The organism is Streptomyces longisporoflavus (genome assembly GCF_014649775.1).
Classification (GTDB): Bacteria; Actinomycetota; Actinomycetes; order Streptomycetales; family Streptomycetaceae; genus Streptomyces; species Streptomyces longisporoflavus.
Window position 1 is genome coordinate 361212 of sequence record NZ_BMTR01000002.1, and the last position, 24922, is coordinate 386133.

At 71.3% G+C, this 24922-nt stretch carries 20 protein-coding genes; 7 read left to right on the top strand and 13 right to left on the bottom strand.

Annotation, left to right across the window (positions count from 1 at the left end; genetic code table 11):
• Positions 1–7: 7 nt before the first annotated feature.
• From IE226_RS05670 to IE226_RS05710, 9 genes are all read right to left on the bottom strand, one after another.
• On the bottom strand, positions 8–1309 hold the full coding sequence (locus tag IE226_RS05670; protein WP_190079884.1) for a cytochrome P450: 1302 nt from the start codon (positions 1307–1309) through the stop codon (positions 8–10).
• Entirely contained in the window at positions 1306–1968 is a 663-nt protein-coding gene (locus IE226_RS05675) for a GTP-binding protein (RefSeq protein ID WP_190079885.1), read from the bottom strand. The genes IE226_RS05670 and IE226_RS05675 overlap by 4 nt, the downstream gene beginning before the upstream one ends.
• Positions 1946–2308 carry a DUF742 domain-containing protein gene (locus IE226_RS05680; RefSeq protein WP_190079886.1) on the bottom strand — a complete coding sequence of 121 codons (363 nt, stop codon included), beginning with the start codon at positions 2306–2308 and terminating at the stop codon, positions 1946–1948. Before IE226_RS05680 ends, IE226_RS05675 begins: the two co-directional genes overlap by 23 nt.
• Complete coding sequence (locus tag IE226_RS05685; RefSeq protein WP_190079887.1) at positions 2305–2751, bottom strand: roadblock/LC7 domain-containing protein; 447 nt, start codon at positions 2749–2751, stop codon at positions 2305–2307. The genes IE226_RS05680 and IE226_RS05685 overlap by 4 nt, the downstream gene beginning before the upstream one ends.
• Positions 2748–4313 (bottom strand): ATP-binding protein, encoded by a 1566-nt coding sequence (locus tag IE226_RS05690; protein WP_190080091.1) that lies wholly within the window; start codon positions 4311–4313, stop codon positions 2748–2750. Before IE226_RS05690 ends, IE226_RS05685 begins: the two co-directional genes overlap by 4 nt.
• Before the next feature lie 235 nt (positions 4314–4548).
• On the bottom strand, positions 4549–6012 hold the full coding sequence (locus IE226_RS05695; RefSeq protein WP_373306883.1) for a 3-hydroxybutyrate oligomer hydrolase family protein: 1464 nt from the start codon (positions 6010–6012) through the stop codon (positions 4549–4551).
• Between the two features lie 287 nt (positions 6013–6299).
• Entirely contained in the window at positions 6300–7826 is a 1527-nt protein-coding gene (locus tag IE226_RS05700; protein WP_190079888.1) for an extracellular catalytic domain type 1 short-chain-length polyhydroxyalkanoate depolymerase, read from the bottom strand.
• 150 nt (positions 7827–7976) lie between these two features.
• Positions 7977–8162: a hypothetical protein gene (locus tag IE226_RS05705; RefSeq protein WP_190079889.1), complete on the bottom strand. Its 186-nt coding sequence runs from the start codon at positions 8160–8162 to the stop codon at positions 7977–7979.
• Between the two features lie 38 nt (positions 8163–8200).
• On the bottom strand, positions 8201–8725 hold the full coding sequence (locus IE226_RS05710) for a flavodoxin domain-containing protein (protein ID WP_190079890.1): 525 nt from the start codon (positions 8723–8725) through the stop codon (positions 8201–8203).
• A gap of 855 nt (positions 8726–9580) precedes the next feature.
• Here IE226_RS05710 and IE226_RS05715 point away from each other — a divergent pair.
• From IE226_RS05715 to IE226_RS05725, 3 genes are all read left to right on the top strand, one after another.
• A complete protein-coding gene (locus IE226_RS05715) occupies positions 9581–10435 on the top strand; it encodes a universal stress protein (RefSeq protein ID WP_190079891.1) in 855 nt (284 codons plus the stop codon).
• Between the two features lie 74 nt (positions 10436–10509).
• The gene (locus IE226_RS05720; RefSeq protein WP_190079892.1) at positions 10510–11181 is read left to right on the top strand and encodes a hypothetical protein; all 672 of its coding nucleotides are present in this window, start codon (positions 10510–10512) and stop codon (positions 11179–11181) included.
• Positions 11178–11621 (top strand): RDD family protein, encoded by a 444-nt coding sequence (locus IE226_RS05725; RefSeq protein ID WP_190079893.1) that lies wholly within the window; start codon positions 11178–11180, stop codon positions 11619–11621. Before IE226_RS05720 ends, IE226_RS05725 begins: the two co-directional genes overlap by 4 nt.
• A 44-nt stretch (positions 11622–11665) precedes the next feature.
• Here IE226_RS05725 and IE226_RS05730 read toward each other — a convergent pair whose 3' ends face one another.
• Positions 11666–13078 (bottom strand): MFS transporter, encoded by a 1413-nt coding sequence (locus tag IE226_RS05730; RefSeq protein WP_190079894.1) that lies wholly within the window; start codon positions 13076–13078, stop codon positions 11666–11668.
• A 170-nt stretch (positions 13079–13248) separates the two neighbouring features.
• Here IE226_RS05730 and IE226_RS05735 point away from each other — a divergent pair, with 170 nt between their 5' ends.
• From IE226_RS05735 to IE226_RS05750, 4 genes are read left to right on the top strand one after another with little or no spacing between them, the layout of a single operon-like run.
• Positions 13249–13668: a DUF7144 family membrane protein gene (locus IE226_RS05735; RefSeq protein ID WP_190079895.1), complete on the top strand. Its 420-nt coding sequence runs from the start codon at positions 13249–13251 to the stop codon at positions 13666–13668.
• 13 nt (positions 13669–13681) lie between these two features.
• Entirely contained in the window at positions 13682–14686 is a 1005-nt protein-coding gene (locus IE226_RS05740; protein WP_190079896.1) for a polyphosphate kinase 2 family protein, read from the top strand.
• Complete coding sequence (locus IE226_RS05745; protein ID WP_190079897.1) at positions 14683–17418, top strand: cation-translocating P-type ATPase; 2736 nt, start codon at positions 14683–14685, stop codon at positions 17416–17418. Before IE226_RS05740 ends, IE226_RS05745 begins: the two co-directional genes overlap by 4 nt.
• 7 nt (positions 17419–17425) lie before the next feature.
• Entirely contained in the window at positions 17426–19150 is a 1725-nt protein-coding gene (locus tag IE226_RS05750; protein WP_190079898.1) for a SulP family inorganic anion transporter, read from the top strand.
• 21 nt (positions 19151–19171) lie between these two features.
• Here the strand turns inward: IE226_RS05750 and IE226_RS05755 are convergent, their stop codons facing one another.
• From IE226_RS05755 to IE226_RS05765, 3 genes are read right to left on the bottom strand one after another with little or no spacing between them, the layout of a single operon-like run.
• Positions 19172–20671 (bottom strand): alpha-amylase family protein, encoded by a 1500-nt coding sequence (locus tag IE226_RS05755; protein ID WP_190079899.1) that lies wholly within the window; start codon positions 20669–20671, stop codon positions 19172–19174.
• Positions 20668–23367 (bottom strand): MGH1-like glycoside hydrolase domain-containing protein, encoded by a 2700-nt coding sequence (locus IE226_RS05760; protein ID WP_190079900.1) that lies wholly within the window; start codon positions 23365–23367, stop codon positions 20668–20670. The genes IE226_RS05755 and IE226_RS05760 overlap by 4 nt, the downstream gene beginning before the upstream one ends.
• A 19-nt stretch (positions 23368–23386) precedes the next feature.
• A complete protein-coding gene (locus IE226_RS05765; protein ID WP_190079901.1) occupies positions 23387–24832 on the bottom strand; it encodes a hypothetical protein in 1446 nt (481 codons plus the stop codon).
• Positions 24833–24922 lie beyond the last annotated feature (90 nt).

A 24922-nucleotide genomic window follows, 5' to 3' on the forward strand; every position in this document is an offset into this window, starting at 1 on the left:
TTTCCGCTCACAGCACGGCCGTGGGCTCCGGCGTCGGGGCGGGGTGCTGGGGCAGGACAGGGGCGGTGAAGCGGACCGGGAGCGAGGCGAGCCCCTTGCTCCAGGGCGATTTGATCCACTGCAGGTCGCCCTGCGGGATGGCCAGTTCGAGGTCGGGCAGCCGGTGGCGGATCGTGTCCACGGCGGTGCGGGTGATCAGCCGGGCCGGGTCCTGGGCGGGGCAGATGTGCGGGCCCGCGCCGAAGGCCAGGTGGGAGCGGTTGCCCACGACCGGCGTGCCGTCGTCCGGGAGGATCTCCGGGTCCGCGTTGGCGCCGGCCAGACCGAGGACGAGCATGTCGCCGGTGCGGATGTGCTGCCCGCCGAAGGTCATGTCGCGGGTGGCGTAGCGGGCGGGGAAGTTCTGGGTGGGCGGGAAGCGCCACAGGACCAGGTCCAGCGCGTCGTCCACGCTGAGGTGGCCGCCGGTGAGCGAGGAGCGGAACTGCGGGTCGCACAGCAGGATGCGCAGGGTGGTGGCGATCCAGTTGACGGTGGTCTGGTTGCCCGCGACGAACATGACCACGAGGTTGTGCAGGACCTCCTCGTCGGTGAGCTGCGCCGGGTGGTGCAGCAGGGCCGAGGTGATGTCGTTGCCGCGGTGGCGTCGCTTCTCCTCGATGAGCCGGTGCAGGATCGCGCCCATCCGCTTGCTGGCGTCCGCGGAGCCGCTGGTGGCGGCGGCCGTGCCGGCGAGGGCCTCCACCAGGTGGCGGCCGGTCTCGTCGTCCAGGCCGAGCAGCGTGGTGATGACGCGCAGCGGCAGCTTGCGCGCGTAGTCGGCCACCAGGTCGGCCTCGCTGCGCTCGGCGAAGGAGACGATCACCTCCTCGGCCGTGGCCCGCACGGAGCGCCGCAGTTCATGGCCGTTGATCCCGGCGAGCGCGGCGGAGACGGCGGCGCGCATCCGGCGGTGCTGCTGTCCGTCGGCGAACAGCAGGGCGGGCCGCCAGCCGACCATGGGCAGGATCGGCGAGTCGGCGGGCACCCGGCCTTCCCGAAGCAGGCTCCAGCGGCGCGGATCGTGCGAGAAGTCCTGCTCGTCGCGGGTCAGCTGGAGCATTTCCCGGTGGCCGATGACGAGCCAGGCATCCACGCCCGGGGCGACGGAGACGGGCGCCACCGGCCCGTGGGTGCCGCGCAGTTGCTCGTAGAAGGCGGGCATCGCGTCGCCGTCGAGGTCGGATCCGTACAGTGCGGTCGCCGGCGCCGGGGCTCCGGTGACCGGGCAGCGCGATGCCGGCCCGGACGCGGCGTGGGGCGAGGTCATGAAGTCTCCGTGGCGACGTGGATGAGGTGGCTGACGAGGGCGATCAGGGCCCGGACCGAGGACGCGGGGTCGCGTGCGTCGCAGGCCACCACGGGGGTGTCGGGAAGCAGGTCCAGGGCCGCGCGCAGCTCGTCCGGGCCGTGCTCGGGGCTGCCGGGGAAGACGTTGACGGCCACCGCGAAGGGCAGCCCGAGGTCCTCCAGGTTGCCCAGGGCGTCGAAGGACGCCTCCAGGTCACGCGTGTCCACCAGGGCGAGCGCACCGAGCGCGCCCTTGGCCAGGTCACGCCACGCGGGCAGGAACCGCTGCTGGCCGGGGGTGCCGAAGAGGTAGAGCACCAGGTCGCCGTCGATGGTGATCCGGCCGAAGTCCAGGGCCACGGTGGTGGTCGTCTTGCCGCCGGCCACGACGGTGTCGACCCGGGCGCCCGCCTGGGTCATGACGGCTTCGGTGGACAGGGGTTTGATCTCCGAGACGGTGCCGATCAGGGTGGTCTTGCCGACCCCGAGCGGCCCCACGACGAGGATCTTGGCGGCGCCCGCGACGCTGGAGGTGAGGTACTTCCCGGACCCGGATCCGGGCCCTGAAGCGGCCTCGGCTCCGGAGCCGGATGGTTGCGGCGCCTGCGAGGGCGCGTCAGAGGCGGCTTTCGAGACCATGGAGGACCTTTCTGAGCATGGTCACATCGGTGTGTTCGGCCGGCGGCACGGGCGGACGGGTCACGATGAGTCCCCATTCGAGGAGATCGCAGAGCAGCACCTGTACGACCGACGGCGGCTGGCCGATGTGTGCGGCCACCTCGGCCACCGAGAGGAGCCCCTGACAGTGCGCCAGGATGGTCTGGTGCTCGGGCTGCAGCGAGGCGGGGAACGCCGCGTCCGTCGCCATCACCAGGGACTCCCAGGCCAGGGACTCGATGTCGGATGCCGCCCGCCCGCGAGTGATCACGTACGGGCGGACCGCCGAGGCCGTCGGCTCCTCCGGCCGCGGCTCCGTCATGACGCCGCGGCGGCCGGATCCCGCGGCAGGCTGCTCAGGTGCGAGCCGATCTTCACCACGAGCAGCTGCATCTGCTGGGCCACCAGGCCGACATCGGCGTGCAGGTCGGTGGCGACTCCCAGGTGCGCGCCCACGCCGGCGTGGGTGAACAGCACGAACCCCTGGTCGGACTCGACCATCAACTGCCGTACGTCGGCACCGGAGCCGAAGAGCAGCGCGGTCGTGGAGCGGCCCGTCATGGTCATCGCCGCACAGGCCGCGGAGAGGGACTCGGCTTCGGCGACGCTCAGGTCGGACACCGGCCCGGAAAGGTTCTCCGCGGACGCGTGCCCGAGCCGCAGACCGTCCTCGGAGACCACCACGCTGTGCCGGACACCGGGGATCTCGATCAGTGGGCGGAGCATCCAGCCCAGGTCGGGAAGGGGGGTGATGATTCCGGTCACTGCCGGCCTCCGTCATGCTCGTCAGGGGTGGGGAGTTGGGTCGGTGTCGCGGTCAGCCCTTGGTCGGCCGACCGATGCGCTTCCTCTGCCGCGAACTGGTCCGCGTCGAGAGCCGCACGGCCGCGCAGCGAGCCGGACACCACGCTGGCGATCGACGCACGCGCCGCCTCGGGGGTCCAGGGAGCCGCGGGTGCGGCCGGCGCCTGCCGCTGCTCCGGCACCGGCCGGCGGTGCGTGCCGGGGGCAGCCTGGCGCCGGTTGCGCCGCCGGGGCAGGCCGGCCGTTGTCTCGTTCGCCGGGGTCGCGCTCGGCGCGGCCCGTCCGGACAACTCCACCTGCTCGGCGGAGTCGTGCTGTTCCGGCACGTGCGCGGCGGCGTGCTCCGGTGCCCCGCCCCGGGCCACCGGCTGCCGCGCGGGTGCGGCAGCGGGCTCCGGTGCGGCGGACTGCTGCGATGACACCGTTGTCGGGGCGCTCATACGGTGGGATCCCGTGACGCGGGACGGCGGTTCGGTCAGCAGCCGGAACGGCACGAACGTCACCGCGCGGGTGCCGCCGTAGGCCGATGCCCCGCTCAGTTCCACGTTGAAGCCCAGCTCGCGGCTCCAGCGGCCCACACAGGCCAGGCCGAGGCGGGGTACCGCGCCCAGGCGGGCGAGGTCCTGGTCGTCGCGGAGCTGGCCCATCGCGCGGTGCAGCACGTCGGGCGGCATCCCGAGTCCGGCGTCGTCGATCTCCAGGACCGCTCCGGCGCCCACCTCGCGGATGGTGACGACGACTTGGGAGCGCGAGGGCGAGAACACCGTGGCGTTCTCCAGGAGTTCGGCGATGGCGTGCATCAGCCCCTCCACCGCGGGCGGCACGGCGTAGAGCGTCTGTCCGCCGTGCACCTCGATGCGGCCGTACTCCACGATGCGCGACTGTGCGCCGCGTACGCAGTCGTACAGCGAGACCGGCCGGGTCTCCCGGCGGGCGGGCCAGATCCCGCACATCACCAGGAGCGTCTGGGCCTTGCGGGTCATCTGCGCGGCCGCGTGGTCGGCCTTCATCACCTCGGCCATGAGGTGCTGGTCGTCGATGGAACGCTCGACCCGGTCGAGTACCTGCTGCTGCACGGTGGCCATCGCGTGCATCGTGCGGGCGACGGACTCGAAGGCGGCCTGCACCGAATCGCGCAGACCGCGCTCGCGGCGTACCGCCTCGTCCGAACCCAGCGCGGCGGACACGGCGGCCAGCGCCCGCGCGAACTCCTCACCGGTCTCGTCCGGTGCGGCCAGCGGCCCCGGTACGCCTTCGAGGCGCTGCCCGGCGCGCACCCGCTCCGCGATCGCCGGGAGGCGCACGCCGGCCAAGTGCGCCACCTCGGCCTCGCGGGCCGCGGCAAGCCGCTCCTGCCGGGCCCTGTCGGCCCGCTCGGCGGACAGCTGCCGGACCAGCACGAGCACCCAGGCCAGCAGCAGCACCGCGACGGCGGCGCAGCCGCCCGCGAGGACCTGGCGCCACTCGGCGGCCGCCTCCAGTGCGGCGAGCACCGCGCCCGCGGCCGCGAGGACCACCACCATCAGCCAGACCAAGGCCTCGCGGCCCACGGACCCGCGCCCCAGCCGGCTCACCACGGCGTACCTGACCAGGCGATCCTGGACACCTTCAGCACAGCGAACGAACCCTCCCCGAACGCACCGAACTCCCTTACGAATGGGGAGCGTGGCGATCTTAGGGCAACTCCGCTTTTTCCGCTTGTCGTTGAGGAAGCCGACCTTCCGGTGTGCCTGGTACTGGCGGGGTTTGCCGGATTTTCTACTCCGTGAGGGGACACCGGGCGATCAGCGCGGCCGGTTCCGCGGCCGGTTCGCCGACGGGCGGACGCGGCACGGTACGGCTGGGCGGCGGCTGCTTTCCCCGGTCGAGCCACGTCTCCATCGACGTGAAGGCGGAGCGGTGACAGGGCACCAGGGGACGCAGCTTGTCGGGGAAGGTGTCGAAGAGCGAGTCGACGTGGGTGCCGCCTTCGACGCGGTAGTAGCGGAACAGCTCGCCGCGGCCCGCGCCCCGCACCATCTTGGCGTACACGTCCGAGTCCCTGCTGATGGGCAGTTGGACGTCGAGGGTGCCGTGCACGGTGATCAGCGGTCTGCCGATGCGTCCGGTCAGGGCGATCTTCGCTACGGCGGCGCGGACTTCGCGCGGGCGCGTCGCGTAGGCGTAATCGGCGTCGCAGGCCGGTGTCCCCGGTGTGCAGAAGGGGGTGCCGGCCTCTGTCGCGCCGTCGTAGCCGGGGTCCAGCTCCTCGCGGTAGATCCGCTGGGTCAGGTCCCAGTAGACCTGGTGGTGGTAGGGCCACAGGAATTCGGAACCGGCCGGGTAACCGGCGGCGACCAGCTGCCGATGGGCTGCGGCAGCTTCTTCGCCTCCCGCCGCGTAACGGGGGTAGGCGCGCAGCGCGGGCGGCAGAAAGTCGAGCAGGTTCGGGCCGTCGGTCCGCCACAGCGTGCCTTCCCAGTCCACTCCCCCGTCATAGAGTTCGGGATGGTTCTCCAGCTGCCAGCGCACCAGATAGCCGCCGTTGGACATGCCGGTGGCCAGCGTGCGCGCGGGGGGCCGGTGGTAGTGCTGCGTGACCACGGCCCGTGCGGCGCGCGTGAGTTGGGTGACGCGCTCGTTCCATTCGGCGATCGCGTCGCCGGGCGCCTTCCCGTCCCGGTAGAAGGCGGCGCCGGTGTTGCCCTTGTCGGTCGAGGCGAACGCGTAGCCCTTGGAGAGCGCCCAGTCTCCGATCGCCCGGTCGTTGGCGTACTGCTCGCGCACTCCGGGTGTGCCCGCGACCACCAGGCCGCCGTTCCATCGGTCGGGCAGCCGGATGACGAACTGCGCGTCGTGCTTCCAGCCGTGGTTGGTGTTGGTGGCCGAGCTGTCGGGGAAGTAGCCGTCGATCTGCAGACCCGGCACACCGCGAGGTGTGGCGAGTTCGGCGGGGGTCAGGCCCGCCCAGTCGGCCGGGTCGGTGTGCCCCGAGGAGACGGTCCCCGCGGTGGTCAGCTCGGCCAGACAGGACATCTCCTGGCGTTCGGCGCCGGGCACCTTCAGCTTCCCCGCGGACGCGCAGTGCCCGGCGCTGCCGCCCTGCCTTGCATCCGACGATTCGGCGGCGGCCGGGACCGCGGCGAACGTGACGAGCAGCGCCGACAGGGCGAGGGCACTGCGGAGCGAACGGGCCTGGCGCCCCCGGCGGGGCAGGCGTCTCGGCGGGACTGCGGGTGGCACGTGTACCTCCGGTGGGCGCGTGCGTATGTATCAGGGGGCTTACGTGGGAGGAAGCGGCGGCAGGACCGGGGTCGGTGCCGCAGCGTTGGGCTGCCGGGCGAGAGCCCGCAGGGGGCATGTGCGTCGGCGCTTGACCGGGCGGGAACGGTGGCAGGGGCGAAGCGGGTGCGACCGCCCCGGGGTCTGGGCAGGGGCCGTCATGGGTCAGCTGCTTCGGCGCTTGGGCGGGCGGGAACAGTGGCTGAGCCGAAGCCGGTGCCGCCGACCCGGGCCCCCGAGCGGGGCCGTCAAGGGCAGGCGCCGTCGGCGATGGTGTAGTGGCCGGTCGGTGATTCCTTGAGGGTGTGTGTGACGGCGATGGTGTAGAGGCCCATGTTCTGGTTCGAGCCCTTGGCGTAGGTGTAGCCGCCGCTGGTGGTGGCCCGGCCCGCCTGGACGTGCTGGTAGTTGTTCGCGGTCCAGCATTTGGCGCCGGAGCCCGTGGTGGAGGCGGTGACCGCGGCCGAGCGCGTGCCTTCCTTGCCGGCCGAATCGCGGGCCGCCACGGTGTAGGTGTGGCTGCCGCCGGGGCTGAGACCGGTGTCCGTGAACGGCGGGGCGGCCGGTGTGGCGACCCGGTTGCCGTCCCGGTAGACGGCGTACGACACGGCGCCGGCGACGCTGTTCCAGTTCAGGGTGACCGACGTGTCGGTCGTGCCGGTCGCGGCCAGGCCGCCCGGCGCCGGCAGACCGCCGGGGTCGGGTTCGGAGCCGTCCAGGCCGAAGAAACCGGTGATCCAGTAGCCGGAGCAGATGGAGTCGATGAAGTTCACGGTGCCGGTCGCACCGCACTGCTGTGCGCCGGTCCCCGGGTCGACCGGGGTGCCGTGGGCCATGGAGGGCACCCGGTCGACCTCCACGGCGACGCTCCCGTCCGCCCCCAGATACTGATCCCTGCGCGTGGAGTTGGGCCCGATGGCGGAGGTGCGGTCCGGGCTCTGGTCGATGCCGTGCACGGCGGTCCACTGGTCACGCAGTTCGTCGGCGTTCCGCTTGGCGACCGTGGGGTCGCTGTCGCCCTGCCAGACGGCCACCCGCGGCCAGGGGCCGCCATAGCCGGGATGGGCGTCACGGACGCCCTGCGCCCAGGCCGACGGAGTGCGGTCGACGCCGGGGTTCATGCAGCTGTACGCCGACATCACGTCATCGGCGCAGTCGTACGGGAGGCCCGCGACCACGGCTCCCGCCTCGAACACGTCCGGGTAGGCGGCGAGCATCACCGACGTCATGGCGCCGCCGGCCGACAGCCCTGTGGCGTACACCCGTTGCGGGTCGGCGCCGTAGACGGAACCGGCATGCGCCACCATCTGGCGGATCGACGCGGCCTCGCCCTGCCCGCGCCGGGTGTCGCCCGACTGGAACCAGTTGAAGCACTTGCTGCTGTTGTTGGCGGAGGTCTGCTCGGGGAAGACGAGCAGGAAGCCGTGCTGGTCGGCGAATTTCACCAGGCCCGCGTTGTCCGCGTACAGCTGCGCACTCTGACTACAGCCGTGCATGGCCACCACCACGGCGGGTTCGGCCGCCAGGGTGGCCGGCTCGTACACGTACATGTTCAGGCTGCCGGGATTGGCGCCGAAACTGGTGACCTTCTCCAGGGCGACGGCTGCCGGCGCCGCCTGCGCGGCGGGCGACGGCGCGGACACCGCCGCGGCCACGATCAGGCCCACGACGGCGATCACCCGTCCCGGGGCGCGTCGCCACCGGCCGCCGCGTCGTGCCCGGGGCGGTGGTCCTCCGGGCGACTGGCGGTTCGGACGTTTCGCGTACGACGGCATGGCGGCTCCCGACGGAGGGCGGCGCGGTCTCCGGGGCGGATCACGCGACCCCGGGCCGTCCACTCCTGCTGCGGGCCGGGACGCCGGGGTGCAGGCAACCGTAGGAGGCACCGAAGGCGGGTCAGAATGGCGACGGCCGCCACATCACCGTCAACTGCCGCTGGTGTCACGCCTGTTGTCGCCTGCGCCCGCCCGTGCTATCAGCGCCGCCCCCGAACCGCGGCCGTGCAGGCCCTGATTGAGCTCGCGCAGCACCGCCTCCAGCAGGCTGCGTGTGCCGCCCACGGGCGCGTCCGCGATCTCGCCGCGCCCCTCGGGGCCCGGTATCGGGCCCATGCCGCGCCGACCCGTCGTGGTGCGGGGGGTGCGGGGGCTCACAGGCCCGTGCCGGCGGCGTCGGCGCCGGCGAGCCGGTGGTGGATGCGCTCCGCCCAGTTGTCGACGGCCTTCCAGTCCCGGTGATCGCCGTAGCGTCCGCCGCGCGCCCGGAAGGCCAGATGCTGCCACCTGGTGACGTGGTCCCGGTGGACGGCCCCGGCCAGCATCTGGTGCTCCCTGGGGCGGATGAGGGAGCGGATGCCCGCCAGTTGGCGGGGCTCGGCGCCGCCGCGGACGGGCCAGCGGCCCGCGTGGGGCGGCACGCTGACGCTGTACAGCCATGTGGGGTGCGTGGCCAGGGTGCTGGGGTGGCTACGGATGAAGTCGGTGGCCTGCCCGAGCCAGGCCCCGTTATGCACCGCGCTGCCCAGCACGAACGCGTCGTAGACGCCCGTCTTCTGCTCGGCGGCCAGCGGCACGACGACCGTGACGTGCCCGCACTCCGCGAGGCGTGTCGCGAGGCGTTCGGCGATGCCGTGGGTGGAGCCGTGCACCCCGGTGTAGCCGACCAGGATGTTCATTCCGCAGCTCCTCTTCCGTGACGTGGGCACGGGCCGCTCGCAGGACGTGGACACAGATGCGGGACAGGGGTACGGCCTTTCCCGGGAGCCGCACGGGGATCGCGGAACATCGAGAATGCTCGCCGGACCGGGAAAGGCCGCCGCCCCCGCGCCGGCGGGCAGGCGCCATGGGCGGCTGCCGGGCGAGGCGTCGTGGACGCGGCGCGGGGAAAGGGCACCGGGCCTTGCAGGCCGACGCAGTCCGCGGCTGTGCCCCGAGGCGCGACATCCCGGCTCTCCCGCTGTCAGTTGAAAACTACACAGAAAGGTAGAACGCCGAGGTCTGGGGCATTAGCCACCATAGAGGGACTCGGCGGGGTCGAACAGGCGTGTGTCGGCCACAGTAATCAACAGCCGCGACCAAAAGCCGACGGCCTCGGCCGGTCCGACCGGGGCCGGTTCGCCCCTCCCGGGCCGGCCCCTTCGGTGAAACCGTCCGAAGCACGGACCCTGCCGGAGGCCGCCGGAAGGTGGTGGCGCGTGAACGACACCCCGCCCACTGGAGTCCCCGGCCCGACGCCGGTCCTCAGAGCTCCGCTCACTCGGGCAGCGCCCCTGAACACCCGTACCCGGCAGGCACTGTGACCCTCGCGCGAGCGGCGGCGCTCCACGCCTGCGGGCGCGGACTCGCGGCGCGGGCGCGTGACGAACCGTCCTCGCGGCTGGCAGACCGACGCGACGAGCGCTTCCGCCCCGACCTGCCGTCACAGCCCGAACACATCAGGCCACCTCTCCCGGCCACCGGGACCGCCGTCCCCCGTACCCGGGCTCCCCGGACCCCCCTGACTCCCACACCGCACCGCGGAGGTGCGCACCATGCCCACGCAACAGACCATCACCGCCGGAATCGACGGCTCACCGGAGAGCCTGGACGCCGCCCGCTGGGCGGCCCGCGAAGCCCTGCGACGAGACCTGCCCCTCCACCTCGTCCACGCCGGCGGCCCACCGGCGAAGCACACTCGCCCGCCGGACGTCGACGCCCCCGCCCACCGCGAGAACAACGCCCTCGACCGCACGGTCCTGCACATCGCGCACACCCACCCCACCCTTGCCGTCCTCGACGAGGAGGTCGCCGGGCCACCGGTGGAAGCACTGCTCGCAGCGGCCAGATCCTCGGCGCTGCTCGTCGTCGGCTCACGCGGCTCCGGCGCGCTCAGCAGGGCCCTGATCGGCTCGGTCGCCCTTGCCGTCGCCGCACGCGCGTCCTGTCCCGTCGCCCTGGTGCGGGCCAGCGCCGACTCCGAAGGTACGGGCCCGGGCCCGGCGGAGGGCCCCGACCACCCGGTCGTGCTCGGACTCGACCTCGAACGTGCCGGAGACGAACTCCTCGAGTACGCCTTCGACGCCGCGGCATCCCGCGAGGCGCCGCTCCACGTCGTGCACGTCTGGACCGCCCCCCTGATCCCCTCCGCCGACGCCATCGACCCCCGGCCGGAGAAGGAGCACCGCCTCGCGGCCGAACTCGCCCCCTGGCGGCACAAGTTCCCCGGCACCCGGGTCACCGGCCGGCTCGTGCACGGCCTGGTCGGCCACCACGTGGTCAAGGCGGCCAGGGCGGCGGGCCTGCTGGTCATCGGCCGCCGCGTCCCCGCCGGGCCGCGTCTCGGACGGACCACGCACGCGGCGCTCCATCACGCCCGGTGCCCGGTCGTCGTCGTCCCGCACTACTGACGGACCTCCCGGCCGCGGGCGACTCACCCGCGGCGGAGGATGCCAGAACCGCCGGTTCCCGCTGCGATCTACGGATGGCTGAAGCAAGCGCGTGGAACCCGGTCACCTTCGCCGTACGACAGGCGCGGAGTGTGCTCGGCATCGTGGATGAGGCGGCGAGCACGGTGATCCGTGGGCTGGCTGCCGCGGTTCTCGACCGCATGGACCTGGACGATCTCGTGTCCCGCGTCGACGTGAACGGGATCGTGGCCCGTGTCGACATACGACAGATCGTCGAACGCGTGGACGTGGACGCGATCGCCGACCGCGTGGACGTGGAGAGGGTCGCCGACCGTGTCGACGTGAATCGCGTCGCCGACCGCGTCGACGTGCAACGCGTCGTCGACCGTGTGGACGTGGACGCGATCGCCGGCCGGGTCGACGTGAACGCCGTGGCCGACCGCATCGATGTCGACCGCGTCGCCGGCCAGGTCGACGTCAACCGGATCGCCGCACGGGTCGACGTCGACGCGGTGATCGTCCGGATCGATCTGGTGGCACTCACCCGCGAAGTCCTGTCCGAGATCGATCTCGGACGGATCGTCCGCGACACCGGAGGCGGAATGGCCGCCGAGACCACCGACGCGGTCCGCCTGCTCGGGAGGCGCGGCGACCGGAGCGCCAACCGCTTCGGAGACCTGCTCCTCAGGCGTGCGGGCCCGGCTCGGGACGAGGGCGCGGGTCCACCCGCCGGGCGTGCGCGGTGACCGTACCGGAGGGCGGGAACGGGCCCGAACCGGCCGGGATCGTCTCGCGCGGCGTCGCGGCGGCACTCGACGTGCTGGTCCTGGTCGCTGCCTGCTTCGCGGTGCAGGCGGGCGTCGGATGCGTACGACTGCTCGTCACCGGGCCTCCGTTCCGCTTCCCCGAACCTTCCCTCTGGCTCTCCGGCGTCTCCGGGTGGGTCCTCGCCGTGCTGTACCTCGCCTGCTCCTGGGCCGCGATCGGGCGCACGGCGGGAGCCCGGCTGATGGGGCTGCGTGTCACGGACCGCGCCGGGGCGCTGCTCGGGCTCCCCCGGTCCCTGCTGCGTGCCGCCCTGTGCGTGACGTTCCCGCTGGGCCTTGTCTGGATCCCGTTCAGCAGACGCCGCGCCGCGCTACAGGATCTGGTGGTCGTCAGCGCCGTCCGTTACGACTGGCGCTGAAGCCGGCCGGCGGCAGGCCGGCCGGCACCGCGGGCCGCGCGTGCTCACCCGTGCCGGGTGGGGACCGGAGTCCGGGGCAGCATCGCGGCGGCGGCGAACCCGCCGAGCCCGATGGCGGCGAGCACCACGAGCGCCACGGCGTACGGTCCCGCGGCCGGGTTCGCGACGAGAATGGTGCCCGCGATCGCGGTGCCCACCGAGGAGCCGAGGTTCGACACACTGCGCGAGAGGCCGGATATCTCACCCTGCTGGTCCTCGGAGAAACTCGACTGCACGACGTTGACCGAGGGTGTCAGCATCATTCCCATCCCGAGGCCGATCAGCAGCAGCCCGGGGACGAAGGTCCAGGCACTGGGTTCCCCGTGGGCCAGGGCGAGCAGCACACCGATGCCGCAGACCGTCGCCGCGAACCCGACCATGACGAGCGTGCGTTGCTCACGCCTCCTCGCGAACCGGGAGGCGCCGAGCGAGGTCACGAGCAGACCCAGCGTGGACGCGCTGAAGATCACGCCGGTGTCGATGGCGCTGTATCCCCGGACCACCTGGAGATAGGCGGCCACCACGAACGACACCCCCATGAGCATCAGCCACTGGGTGTGCTGGGTGATCAGGCCGAGGTTGGACGTGCGGTTGCGGAAAAGCCCGGTGTGCAGCAGCGGTTGGGTCCCGGCGCGCTCTTTCGCCCGTACCCAGCGGAAGAAGGCCAGCAGGAGCAGGGCGCCGACGAGGAGCAGACCGCTCATCAGCCAGACGTTGTCGTCGGCGGCGAGGATGCCCATGACGACCAGGACCAGACCGGTCGCGGACAACACCGCGCCGCCGGTGTCGAAGACGCGCTCGGGGTCCGGAGGGAGCGGATCGTCGACGCGCCGGGTCAGCACGATGATCACGGCGACCACCAGGGCCTGGAAGACGAAGGCCGCCCGCCAGCTGATCGCCGAGGTGATGAGGCCTCCGATCAGGGGTCCCGCGGCGGCGCCGATGCCGCCCATCGCCATGATCGCCCCGAAAGCGCGGGCTCGGTCGGCCACGTTCGTGAACAGGAGGGTGGTGAGGATGTAGACGGGCGGGATGAGCAGGGCCGTGCCGACGCCCTGGAAGATGGAGTTGCCCAGGATGAGGATGCCGAGGCCGGGCGCCACCGCGCTGAGCACGGTGCCGATGCCGTACACCGAGAGACCGATGATGAGGCAGCGCTTGCGGCCGTAGCGGTCGGTCAGGATGCCGCCGGGAATCATCAGCGCCGCCATGACGAGGAGGAAGACCGTGATCGCGGTCTGCACGCCCTGCACCGTGGTGTCCAGATCCTCGCTGATGTCCTTGATCATGACGTTCATGTTGGACCCCGCGAAGCTGCAGACGAACTGCGCGAGGGCGAGCGGCAGGAGCACCTGCCGCGGCCAGGGGCGCTTCTCCTCCCGGGCGTCTGCTCCCTCTGGGGTGGACGGTACGGTCATCGCCTCGCCTCCGTTCGCGTCCCGTGCACGGGCCGGACGACGGCAAGCCTGCTGGGCCGCGATCCTCGCGACGTCACCCCCGGAGGGTGACGACCGGGGGTACCGGTCAGGGGCAACACTCGTGGCACAGCGGTGCAATCGGCACCCTCCTCGAATACGGAGGCCCTGTCATGGCCACCTCGACAGCTCAGCACCATCGCTCCGACGCCAAGCAGACCGCAGCCGCCGGGCTGACCATCTTCGCCGGGGTGATGTTGTTCCTCTCCGGATCATTGGACTTCTGCCGAGGTCTGATGGCCGTCCTCGAGGACACCATCTTCGTCAACACGCCCAGCTACGCCTTCGAGTTCGACCTGACGAGCTGGGGCTGGATCCACATGATCATCGGCACGATCGCGGTGGTCGTCAGCTTCGGTCTGTTCGTCGCCGCGAAGTGGGCCAGGATCACGGGCGTGATCATCGCCTCACTGGTGATCATCGCCAACTTCCTCTCCCTCCCCTACTACCCCATCTGGTCCATCACCCTGATCGCGATGAGCGGGTTCATCATCTGGGCCCTGTGCACGGTGGACAAGGAATCCGTCTACTAGGCCGAGGTGGTCCATGAAGGACGCACGGGCACACGCGGCAGACGAACAGGCGGAACGGATCGCGGAGTTCATCGCGCCGCTGCGGGTCGAACCCGGCTCGAAGGTGGACCTGTCCAGGGACTTCGATCCCGCTTTCAAGGCGGGCGTCAAGAAGAAGAAGGACGGACAGGAACTGCTCCGCAGCGGCGTCCTCCTGCTGGCCGACTACCAGCGCCGGCTGGCCGCCCAGGGCACGCACGGTGTCCTGATGTGCCTGCAGGCGCTGGACGCCGGGGGCAAGGACGGCACGATCCGCCATGTGATGAGCGGGGTGAATCCGCAGGGCGTGCGGGTGGCCGGCTTCAAGGTGCCCTCGGCCGCGGAACTCAGCCACGACTACCTCTGGCGCTATGCCTGCAACCTGCCGCGCCGTGGGGAGATCGGCATATTCAACCGGTCCCACTACGAGGAGGTCCTGGTCGTGCGGGTGCACCCCGAACACCTCACCCGCCAGCGGCTGCCGGGCAAGGCCGCGGGCAAGAAGATCTGGCGCCGCCGCTACCGGGAGATCAACGACTGGGAGCGGTACCTGACGGACAACGGGTTCAGGATCGTCAAACTGTTCCTGAACCTGTCCAGGGAGGAACAGCGCATCCGCTTCCTCAAACGGATCGACGTCCCGGAGCGGAACTGGAAGTTCTCGGCGGCCGACGCCCGTGAACGCACGTTCTGGGACGCCTACCAGACGGCGTTCAGCGAGATGTTGTCCGCCACGAGTACTCCCTGGGCGCCGTGGTACGTCGTGCCCGCGGACCGCAAATGGTTCGCGCGCACCTGCGCGGCGGCCGTACTCGCCCACACCCTCATCGAGGTCGACCCGCAGTATCCCGTCATCGACGACAAGAGCCGCGACGCGCTGCGGCTGGCGAAGCAGCAGTTGGTGGACGAGGCGCCCGACGGAGCGGTGGCGGACCCGTACGCGGCGCGGGCCGCCGCCGGCGCTCCGCGCCGCCGGGACGATCGGAGGCGGGCACGATGACCGCGCAGGCACCCGGCCACGGGGACCTCCTCGCACCGGCGGACGCCTGGTACGCCCTCTCCGCCGACGCGGTGGCCGGAGCGCTCGACGTCGACCCGGCCGTGGGCCTCGACGCCGCGCGGGTGGCCGCGCGGCTCGCCGAGGACGGGCCCAACACGCTGCCGGAGGAACGCACGCCCAGCGGCTGGCTGCGGTTCCTCGGTCAGTACACCTCGTACATGCAGATCATCCTCATCGCCGCCGCCGTGGTGTCGCTCGCCGTCCAGGAGTGGGGCACCGCGGTGGTGCTTTTCGCCCTGACCGTCCTGAACGCGGTCATCGGGCTACGGCAGGAGGGCAAGGCCGAGAGCGCCATGAACGCCCTCAAGGAGATGACGATGGCGACCGCGCGGGTGCGGCGCGACAAGACGGAGGCCGAGATCCCCGCGGCGGAGGTGGTCGTCGGGGACGTCGTCCTGCTCTCCGCGGGGGACGAGGTGCCCGCGGACGGGCGGCTCGTCGCCACGAGTGCCCTGCAGATCGACGAGTCCGCGCTCACCGGGGAGAGCGTCCCCGCCGCGAAGGACGCCGTGCCGGTACGGGGCAGTGGACTCGGCCCCGTTGATCAGACGGACATGGCGTTCATGAACACCCCTGTCACGCATGGCAGCGGCGTGCTCGTGGTCACGGCCACCGGCGCCTCCACCGAGCTGGGCAAGATCTCGGGGATGCTGTCGACCACCCGGCGCGAGGACTCCCCGCTGACCCGGGAGCTGAACCGGCTGACGCTCTGGATCGTGGGAGCGGCCGGCGTGACCATGGTCATGATGTTCGCCCTGGGACGCGAGCGTGGCGTGTCGTGGGAGGTGCTCTTCGTCAGCGCCGTCTCGCTGGCGATCGCCGCGGTCCCCGAGGCACTGCCCACGGTGACGCAGACCATCCTCTCGCGCGGGGGACTCGACCTGGCCCGGCGGAACGCGATCGTCAAAGACCTGCCGTCGGTGGAGACGCTGGGTTTCACCTCGGCGGTCAACTCCGACAAGACCGGCACACTGACGATGAATCAGATGACGGTCGTCGAAGTGGTGGACCCCTTCGACCGCTACACGGTCTCCGGCAGCGGTTACGGCCTGGAGGGCAGGATCCACCACGCCGCCGGCAGCTCCCCCCGTATCGAGGACGCGATCCTGCCCTATCTCGTCGCGAGCGACGCCTCACTGGTGGACGGGCGGGTGGTGGGCGATCCCACCGAGGGCGCGCTGCTCGTGCTCGGCCACAAGGCGGGCCTCGATGTCGGCGCCACGCGCGAACGGCTCCCCCGGCTGGCCACCCTGCCCTTCGACCCGGCGTACAAACTCATGGCCACCTTCCACCGGGCCCTCGACAGCACGGGGCTTCCGGTCGTGCGCTGTTTCGTCAAGGGGGCGGCTCCCGCCGTCCTGGAACGCACCACCGTCGCCCTGTCGAACGGCGCGGTCATCCCCTTCGACACCGCCCTGCGGGCGCGGGCCGACGACGAACTCGTACGGATGGAGCGGGCGGGCCTTCGCGTGATGGCGGCCGCCACCCGCGACCTCGACCCCGCCGGGTTCACGCCGGACGGTGATCTGCTGGCCCACGTCACGGGGTTGTGCGTGACGAGTCTCGTCGGCATGGCCGATCCTCCTCGCGCCGAGTCGAGGGAGGCCGTGGCCGCGGCTCAAGCCGCCCATATCCGCGTGCGGATGGTGACGGGCGACGACATCGTCACCGGCGCCGCCATCGCCGAGCAGGTCGGCATCGAAGGCCGGGCGATACTCGGCGCCGACTTCGCGGCCCTGTCGCCGGACGAGCGGCTCGCCCGCATCGACGACATCGGCGTCGTCGGCCGGGTGGCCCCCGAGCACAAGGTGCTGCTTGCCGAGACCCTGAAGAAGAAGGGCGACGTGGTCGCCATGACGGGCGACGGCGTCAATGACGCCCCGGCCATCAAGGCCGCGGACATCGGCATCGCCATGGGATCGGGCACGGAGGTCGCCAAGAACGCCGCACGGATGGTCCTGTCGGACGACAACTTCGCCACGATCGTCCACGCGGTGGAACAGGGCCGCAAGATCTACGACAACCTCACCAAGTACATCCGGTTCGTCCTGGTGCTGCTCGTCGTGTTCGTGCTGACGTTCCTGGGGGCGGCGCTGTTCGACATCGCCGAGGGGGAACCGTTCACCCCGGCCCAGGTGTTGTGGATCCACTTCGTCGTCAACGCCGCCTTCGGCTTCTCCCTCGGGTTCGACCGGGTCAGCCACGGACTCATGTCCCGCCGCCCGCGGCCCCGCGGGCAGCCCGTGATGACGGGCGCCCTGATGCTGACGGTCGGGCTCGCCGGGGCGGCCGTGGCGGCCGGCCTGCTGACCATGATCCAGATCGGCGAGTCGCGCTACGACAGCGCCCGCGTGGGCAACTCCATCGCCCTGACCGCGTTCGCGCTGTGCCTGACCGTGGCCGCCCTGGAATGCCGCAGCCAGATTGGAACGGTCCTCACGCCCGACACCTTCGACAGCAAGCAGCTGAACTGGACCGTGCTCGCGGAGTTCGTGCTCGCCGTGCTGGTGACCCAGACGGACGCCTTCAACCGGCTGCTCGACACCACGCCGCTGGGCATCGGCCAGTTCGGCTGGGCCCTGCTCCCCGCCCTGGCGCTCCTCGCGCTGTGGGAACTCGGCAAACTCGCCGCACGCCGCCGTCATCCGCCGTCCGCCACCGGGCAGAGGTGAGAGGCCGGTGCGCGTCGGAACGCCGCCGGGGATCAAGACACTGCGCACCTACCGCCGGGAGTGGCTGCTCAAGGACGTGGTCGCGGGCGTCGTCCTGAGCACGCTCCTGGTGCCGCAGGGCATGGCCTACGCCGAACTGGCCGGGCTGCCGGCGATCACCGGTCTGTACACCTCCGTGATGTGTCTGCTCGCCTACGCCGTGGCGGGGCCCTCGCGTGTCCTGGTGCTCGGCCCCGACTCCTCGCTCGGCCCGATGATCGCCGCGACGGTCCTGCCACTGGTGGCCGCGGACGGGGACAGCGGACGCGCGATCGCGCTCGCCTCGGTCCTCGCCCTGATGGTCGGCGCGATCACGCTCCTGGCCGGGGTGGCGCGGCTCGGTTTCGTCGCCGATCTCATCTCCAAGCCCACCATGATCGGCTACATGAACGGCCTGGCCCTGACCATCCTCATCGGGCAGCTGCCGAAACTGTTCGGCTTCTCGACCGAGTCCGACGGGCTGATCCGTGAGGTGGACGACTTCGTCCAGGGGGTGGCGGACGGGCGGACCGTGGCGGCGGCCGTCGCGGTGGGCGGCGGCTGCATCCTCCTGATCCTGCTGCTGCAACGGCTGATGCCGAAGATCCCGGCCGTCCTCGTCATGGTGGTCCTGGCCATCACCGCGTCCGTCGCGCTCGACCTGGACGAGCACGGGGTGAAGACCGTCGGACGGCTCCCCGAGGGGCTCCCGCCGTTCACCGTCCCGGACATCGGCCTGGCCGATCTGGGCCCGCTGTTCATCGGCGCCCTCGGCATCGCCCTGGTGTCCCTGGCCGACACCATCTCCAACGCCTCCGCGTTCGCGGCCCGCACCGGACAGGAGGTCCGCGGCAACGACGAGATGATCGCGATCGGCACCGCGAACATGGCCGCCGGTCTCTTCCAGGGGTTCCCCGTGAGCACCAGCGGGTCACGCACGGCCGTGGCCGAGCGGGCCGGTGCCAAGACACAGCTCACCGGGCTCGTCGGCGCGGCGCTGATCGTGCTCATGCTCGTCCTGCTGCCGGGCCTCTTCCGCGATCTGCCGCAGCCCGCGCTCGCCGCGGTGGTCATCACGGCCTCCCTGTCGCTGGCCGACCTCGCGGGCACCAGGCGGCTCTGGCGCCAGCGCAAGGCGGAGTTCTGGCTGTGCATCGCGGCTTTCCTCGGGGTGGCCCTGCTCGGCGTGCTGCCGGGGATCGCCGTCGCGGTCGGACTGTCCATCCTGAATGTCTTCAGGCGCTCGTGGTGGCCCTACAGCACCGTGCTCGGGCGTGCGTCCGGCGTGGAGGGCTATCACGACGTACGGTCGCACCCGGGCGCCCAGCTCCTGCCCGGCCTGGTGATCTTCCGCTTCGACGGGCCCCTGTTCTTCGCCAACGCCAAGTCGTTCCGCGAAGAGGTCCTGCGGTACGTGCACGCCGACCCGGCGCCGCGGCGCGTCCTGATCGCGGCGGAGCCGGTGACCGACGTCGACACGACCGCGGCGGACGTCCTGGAAGAGCTGGACGCGACGCTGCGGGGGCTGGGCGTGGAGCTGGTCTTCGCCGAGCTCAAGGATCCGGTCCGGCGCAAGATCGAGCGCTATGGCCTTGCCCGTACGTTCGGCGCCGACCGTTTCCACCCCACCGTCGAGGGCGCCGTGGAGGCTTTCCGTTCGGACAGCGGCGCGGACTGGGCCCCGGTCCACCGGGACACCGGGGACCAGGGCTGATTCACGTCCGTCCGGGGCGGGCTAGGACGCGGGAAGATATACGCCCGCCGGGGCCACCGAGAGCAGGTGTGTGCCCCACGGCGGCAGATCGACGTAGAGCCCGCCCGCCGTCAGTTCCCTGCCCGGTCGCTCGTAGCGATCGGCATCGAGGAGGCTGGTCAACTCGCAGTCATGCGGGCCGAGTTCGCTCCACGGTAGTCGGATCATCGCCTGTGCCGGGTGATCCGAGAGGTTCACCACCGTCAGGAACCGGCCCGCCCCGCTGGTCCAGCACGAGGCGATCACGTCACGGCCGGAGTCGTTGTCGGGCCAGCCCTCGCAGTCGAGGAGCTGCCACCGCCCGGTCCGCATGCCGCTGCGGTGCACGGCCGAAAGAAGCCGCTCGTGGAAGGCTCGCAGCGAGGGGTCCGGCGGCTCTTCGGGACGGCGGTCGAGGAAGACCGGCAGATGGACGCGGCGGCCGGTGAACTGGCCCTCGTGCCACAGGGTCGCGCCGGGCAGGGTGGCGATCAGCGTGGCCGCCGCCCGTTCCTTGGCCGCCGGCATCGTCCGCGCGGCCCGCGGCTCGTCGTGGTTCTCCAGGAACCGGAGCAGTCCGCGCTGGTACCGCTCCTCCGCCCGCAGATGCCCGCGGACCGACTCGGCGCTCTCGTTCAGCACCCGGTCGTAGAGCCGCTTGTCGTAGCAGAAGTCGAACCCCTGTTGCTGCAGGGCCCATTCGAGGTCCCAGTACGCCTCCGCCGCGAAGACCATGCGGGGGTGGTGGCGGCGGACGGCGCTCAGCACCTCGGGCCAGAAGTCCTCCTGCGGCTGTGTGCCCGCCCGCTCGCCCCACGTCCGGGCGAAGACGTCGTTCATCATCAGCATCGCCATGTCACAGCGCACCCCGTCGCAGACCCCGCCGATGCCGTCGAGCACCTCCGCGGTCGCCCTCCGCAGGGCCGGGGCGAACGCGTTCAGCTGCACCACGTCCGGCCAGGGCGGGAAGAACGGGTCACGGCCCCGCGCGAGGACGGCCTGCCCGGTGTCGAGGAACCCGGCCGGATCGCGCCGGGCGTCCTCCTCGTCCCCCTGCACGAAGTACTCGGGGTGCTCGCTCACCCAGGGGCTGTCCGGCGCCACGTGGTTGGGCACGTAGTCGAGCAGCAGCCCGACCCCCCTGCGGTCGAGCTCGGCCCGCGCGGCAGCCAGACCCGCGGCGCCGCCGAGGGCCTCGTCGACCTCGTAGCGGCGGATGCAGTACGGCGAACCGGCGATGTCCTCCTCGCCGATGCCGGGGACGGCCGAGGCGAAGGCGCCGCGCAGCGCCGGGTCCTGAAGGGCGATGGCACGCCCCAGCGGGCTGCGCTCCCAGACCCCCATCAGCCAGACCGCGTCGACCCCGGAGGGCGTGATCTCGTCCCACACGTCCTTGGGCACGTCCGCCAGTCCGGCCGGACCGCCGGTACGCAGCGCTGTCTCCCTGAGCCAGACGCGGGTGTTGACTTCATGCACGACGGGTTGCGCGGGCAACTCGGTCATCGGTTCTTCCTCCTCGCGGGGCCGGACCGGAAGTCGTCCGGCTCGAGCGTGCCGAAGATCTTCATCAGGGCCGCGACGAGACCGGTCCAGCCGGTCTGGTGCGAGGCACCGAGGCCCGCGCCGTTGTCGCCGTGGAAGTACTCGTAGAAGCTGATCAGATCGCGCCAGTGCGGGTCGTCGCTGAACTTCGCCTGGCCCCCGTACACGGGGCGGTGTCCCTCGTCGTCGCGCAGGAAGATCCGGGTGAGGCGCGAGCAGATCTCCTCGGCGACCTCGTACAGGTTCTTCTGGATCCCCGAGCCGGTCGGGCACTCGACGGTGAAGTCGTCGCCGTAGAAGCCGTACAGGTTGATCAGGCCCCGGATGACGAGGGCGTTCATCGGCATCCAGACCGGGCCGCGCCAGTTGGAGTTGCCGCCGAACATGCCGGTGTCCGACTCCGCGGGCAGATACGAGACCTTGTACTCCTCGCCGCCCACCCAGAACGTGTACGGGTGCTCGGCGTGGTGCCGGGAGAGCGCCCTGATGCCGTGGGGGCTCAGGAACTCGTCCTCCGACAGGAGCCGGGCGAGCACGCGCACCAGCTTCTTCTCGTCCAGGACGGACAGCAGCCGCGGACCGCCCACCGCGCCGGACTGCGCCGAGGTCAGCGTCACGTTCAGCGAGGGATGGCGCTCGGCGAACCGCTGGAGCCGCTCGCTCAGACCCGAAAGGCGCTCCAGCTGGTCCGTCCGGAAGACGGTCGATGCGCAGAGCGGCAGCAGTCCCACCATGGAGCGGACCTTCAGCCGGACCGCCTGGCCGTCGGGCAGCCGCAGCACGTCGTAGTAGAACCCGTCCTCCTCGTCCCACAGTTCGTCGTGGAGTTCCCCGGCCCGGTCCATCGAGGCGGCGATCCACAGGTAGTGCTCGACGAACTTCAGGACCAGGTCCTCGTAGGCCGGGTTGTGTTCGGCGAGTTCCATCGCGATCTGCAGCATCGACTGGCAGTACAGGGCCATCCAGGCGGTGCCGTCCGCCTGCTCCAGGGTTCCCCCGGTGGGCAGGGGGGCGCTGCGGTCGAAGACGCCGATGTTGTCGAGGCCCAGGAAGCCGCCCTGGAAGATGTTCCGGCCGCCGGGGTCCTTGCGGTTGACCCACCAGGTGAAGTTGGTGAGCAGTTTCTGGAAGGTGCGCTCCAGGAAGGCGTGGTCGGTGTTGCCGGTCGTGCCTTTCTCCACCGTGTACACGAAGTACGCGGCCCAGGCGTGCACGGGCGGATTGACGTCGCTGAAGTTCCACTCGTACGCCGGTATCTGGCCGTTGGGGTGCAAGTGGGTGTCGCGAAGCAGCAGTTCGAGCTGCTCCTTGGCGAAAGCGACGTCGACGACGGACAGGCCCACGGCGTGGAACGCCAGGTCCCAGGCGGCGAACCAGGGGTACTCCCACTTGTCCGGCATGGAGATGATGTCGTCGCTCACCATGTGGAACCATTCGCCGTTGCGCAGGCCCGGACGCGGCGGGCTCCACGGGGTCATGTCGTGCTCGTGCAGCCACCTCTCCAGGTCGTACGCGTAGTACTGCTTGGACCAGAGCATTCCGGCCAGGGCCTGGCGCAGAACGCGTGCCTCGTCCTCTCCCGCCCCCTCGGGCGTCAGTTCCCGGTAGAAGTCGTCGGCCTCGGCGATGCGGTCCGTGAAGACCGTGTCGAATCCCCGGGTCAGCGGGAGCTTCGCGTCGGCGGGGCCGAGGCGCAGCCGCAGGGTGTGCGAGCCTCCCGCGGGCACGGTGAGCGTGTGGTGGACGGCCGCCTTGGTGCCCTCGTGCGCCGGGTTGACGGCGTCCTGTGCGCCCTCGACGACGTACCGGCCGATGGCGTTCTTGACGTAGGGGGAGGCGTTGGGCGAGCCGAACAGCCGCTGGTTGTCGGTCTCGTTCTCCGTGAAGAGCAGCGCGGGCCCGTCCGCGCACCGCAGGTCGTAGCTGCCGAGCTCGGGGTGGTCGGCCCGGACCGTGACGGTCGAGTCGGGTCCGTCGACCGCCCTGAGCCGTGGCCTGTGCTCCCTGTCGGGGTCATCGCCCCAGGACCAGGTGTTGCGGAACCACAGCGTCGGAAGGACGTGCAGGGTCGCCTCGTCGGGGCCCCGGTTCTCGACGGTGACGCGCATCAGGATGTCCTCGTGATCCGCCTTGGCGTACTCCACCGTCACGTCGAAGTACCGGTCGTCCTCGAACACACCGGTGTCCATGAGCTCGTACTCGAACTCCTGGCGCGTGCGCTGCTGGTTGACGGACACGAGGTCGTTGTACGGGTACTCGGCCTGCGGGTACTTGTACAGGTATTTCAGGTACGAGTGGCTGGGGGTGCTGTCGAGGTAGAAGTAGTACTCCTTGACGTCCTCGCCGTGGTTGCCCTCGCCGTTGGTGAGACCGAAGGCCCGCTCCTTGAGGATCGGGTCGCGGCCGTTCCACAGGGCGAGGGCCAGGCACAGGCGCTGCTTGTCGTCGCAGACGCCTCCGAGGCCGTCCTCGCCCCACCGGTAGGCACGTGAACGGGCGTGGTCGTGCGGGAAGTAGGACCAGGCGTCGCCGCCGGGGCTGTAGTCCTCGCGGACCGTGCCCCATTGCCGTTCGCTCAGATACGGGCCCCACAGGCGCGCTCGCGCGCTCCCGTCACCCTTCGGTCCGATCCGCCCGGCGTGCGTCCGCGTCTTCATGCGCGTCTCCCTGCCTCGGTCAACCGGATGCGCCAGTCTTCGCGGGGGCAGCCCGGCCCGCTTCACCTTCCGGGGGTGAGCCCTTCGGGGGAGGATCTTCCGCGCGGGTGAGGAGGGTGAGCCCGATCTCGTACGCGGCAAGCAGCACGCCGACGACGAGCAGGCCGGTCCATGACGTGAGCAGCAGCGCGATCAGGGCCGCGACGACGATGCCGGAGACCCGCAGCACGTCGGAGTGGCGTGCCAGCCACGGCCGTACCCGCGCGCCCTCCACCCGGTCGCCCGCCTTGGCCAGGACATGGCCGGTGGAGCGCGCGCCTTGCACCGTGTACCGGCGCAGCGCCTTGGGCAGGCGTCCCGGCCCCACGAGGTAGGCCAGCACGGCGATGGCGATGCCCAGCCACAGCAACTGGTCGCCCCGGTCACGCAGGGTCTCGAAGATCGTCCACATCGCGGCGCGCGCCCCCTCCCGGTAGACGCCCGAGGGCACCTGGCCGAGCAATTGGTCCCGGACCGCCCGCAGTACCGCGGCGAGGATCGTGACGGTCACCACCAGCCACAGGCCGAACTGGAGCAGGGTGCGCCGTCGCCGTGGCGATATCCACAGGGCGAGCCCGAGCAGCACCGGCACGGCGATCAGCAGGCCCACCACGGAACGCTTGGCAAGGAGCACGGTGTCCTGCAACTGGCCCAGCTCATGCCGGTTGTAGAGCCGGATCTGCGCGAAGTTCTCCGGCAGGGACACCCCGAGCGCGGCCTCTATGCGTGTGTGCAGGCCCGGCGGGAGCTCGCCGGAGGAGAGGGCCGGCAGGTCGAGCTTCTTGCCGAACAGGGTGGGCAGTTGCTCCTCCAGGGACCGCAGCACGTTGTTGACCACCGGCAGCAGGTTCAGGGTGACCGTGTCACCGCGCACCTTCACGCTGTCGTTGCGGTTCTCGATCACTTCGATGATCCGGGCGTGGGCACGGCGGTTCGTCGCACGCCACAGCTCCTGGAACCGTTCGTTGTCGATGAGCTTGGAGATCGAGTCACGCACGTAGTCGTGGACGGCTCCGGTGACCGGCGCCGCCAGGAAGGACGTGCGTGGCGGCAGCGCCTCGGACAGCCGCTGCTCCACGTCCAGCCGGTCGAAGATCTCGCGCGCCAGATACGTGGAGACGGCGGCGTTCACGTCGGGGTCCTCGGGCAGCGGACCCACCGTGGCGATCCAGCGGTCCGTGTTCAGCGTGGTCCGCGCACCCCACACGCCGACGATCGAGGTGGTCGCCAGGACGGCGACCAGCGCGATCAGGATCGCCGCCACGATCCGCCGCACCGACAGCAGACGGACCCGGCGGCGCCGCTGGGTGCCGGCGCGCTCACGCAGCTCGCTGACCTCCGCACGCAGGCGCTCGAGTTCGGTTTCGGTGGCATTGCCCCGGCCGGGCCCGTCGTCGTCCCGGTCGGGTGTCTCGTGATGCGTCATGGGCATCGCACCTCCGCCTCCCACCGTCACCGCGCACGCGCCCGCTTCCTTCACCCGCGGCGGGGGACGCGCCGACGGGGTGCCGACGCT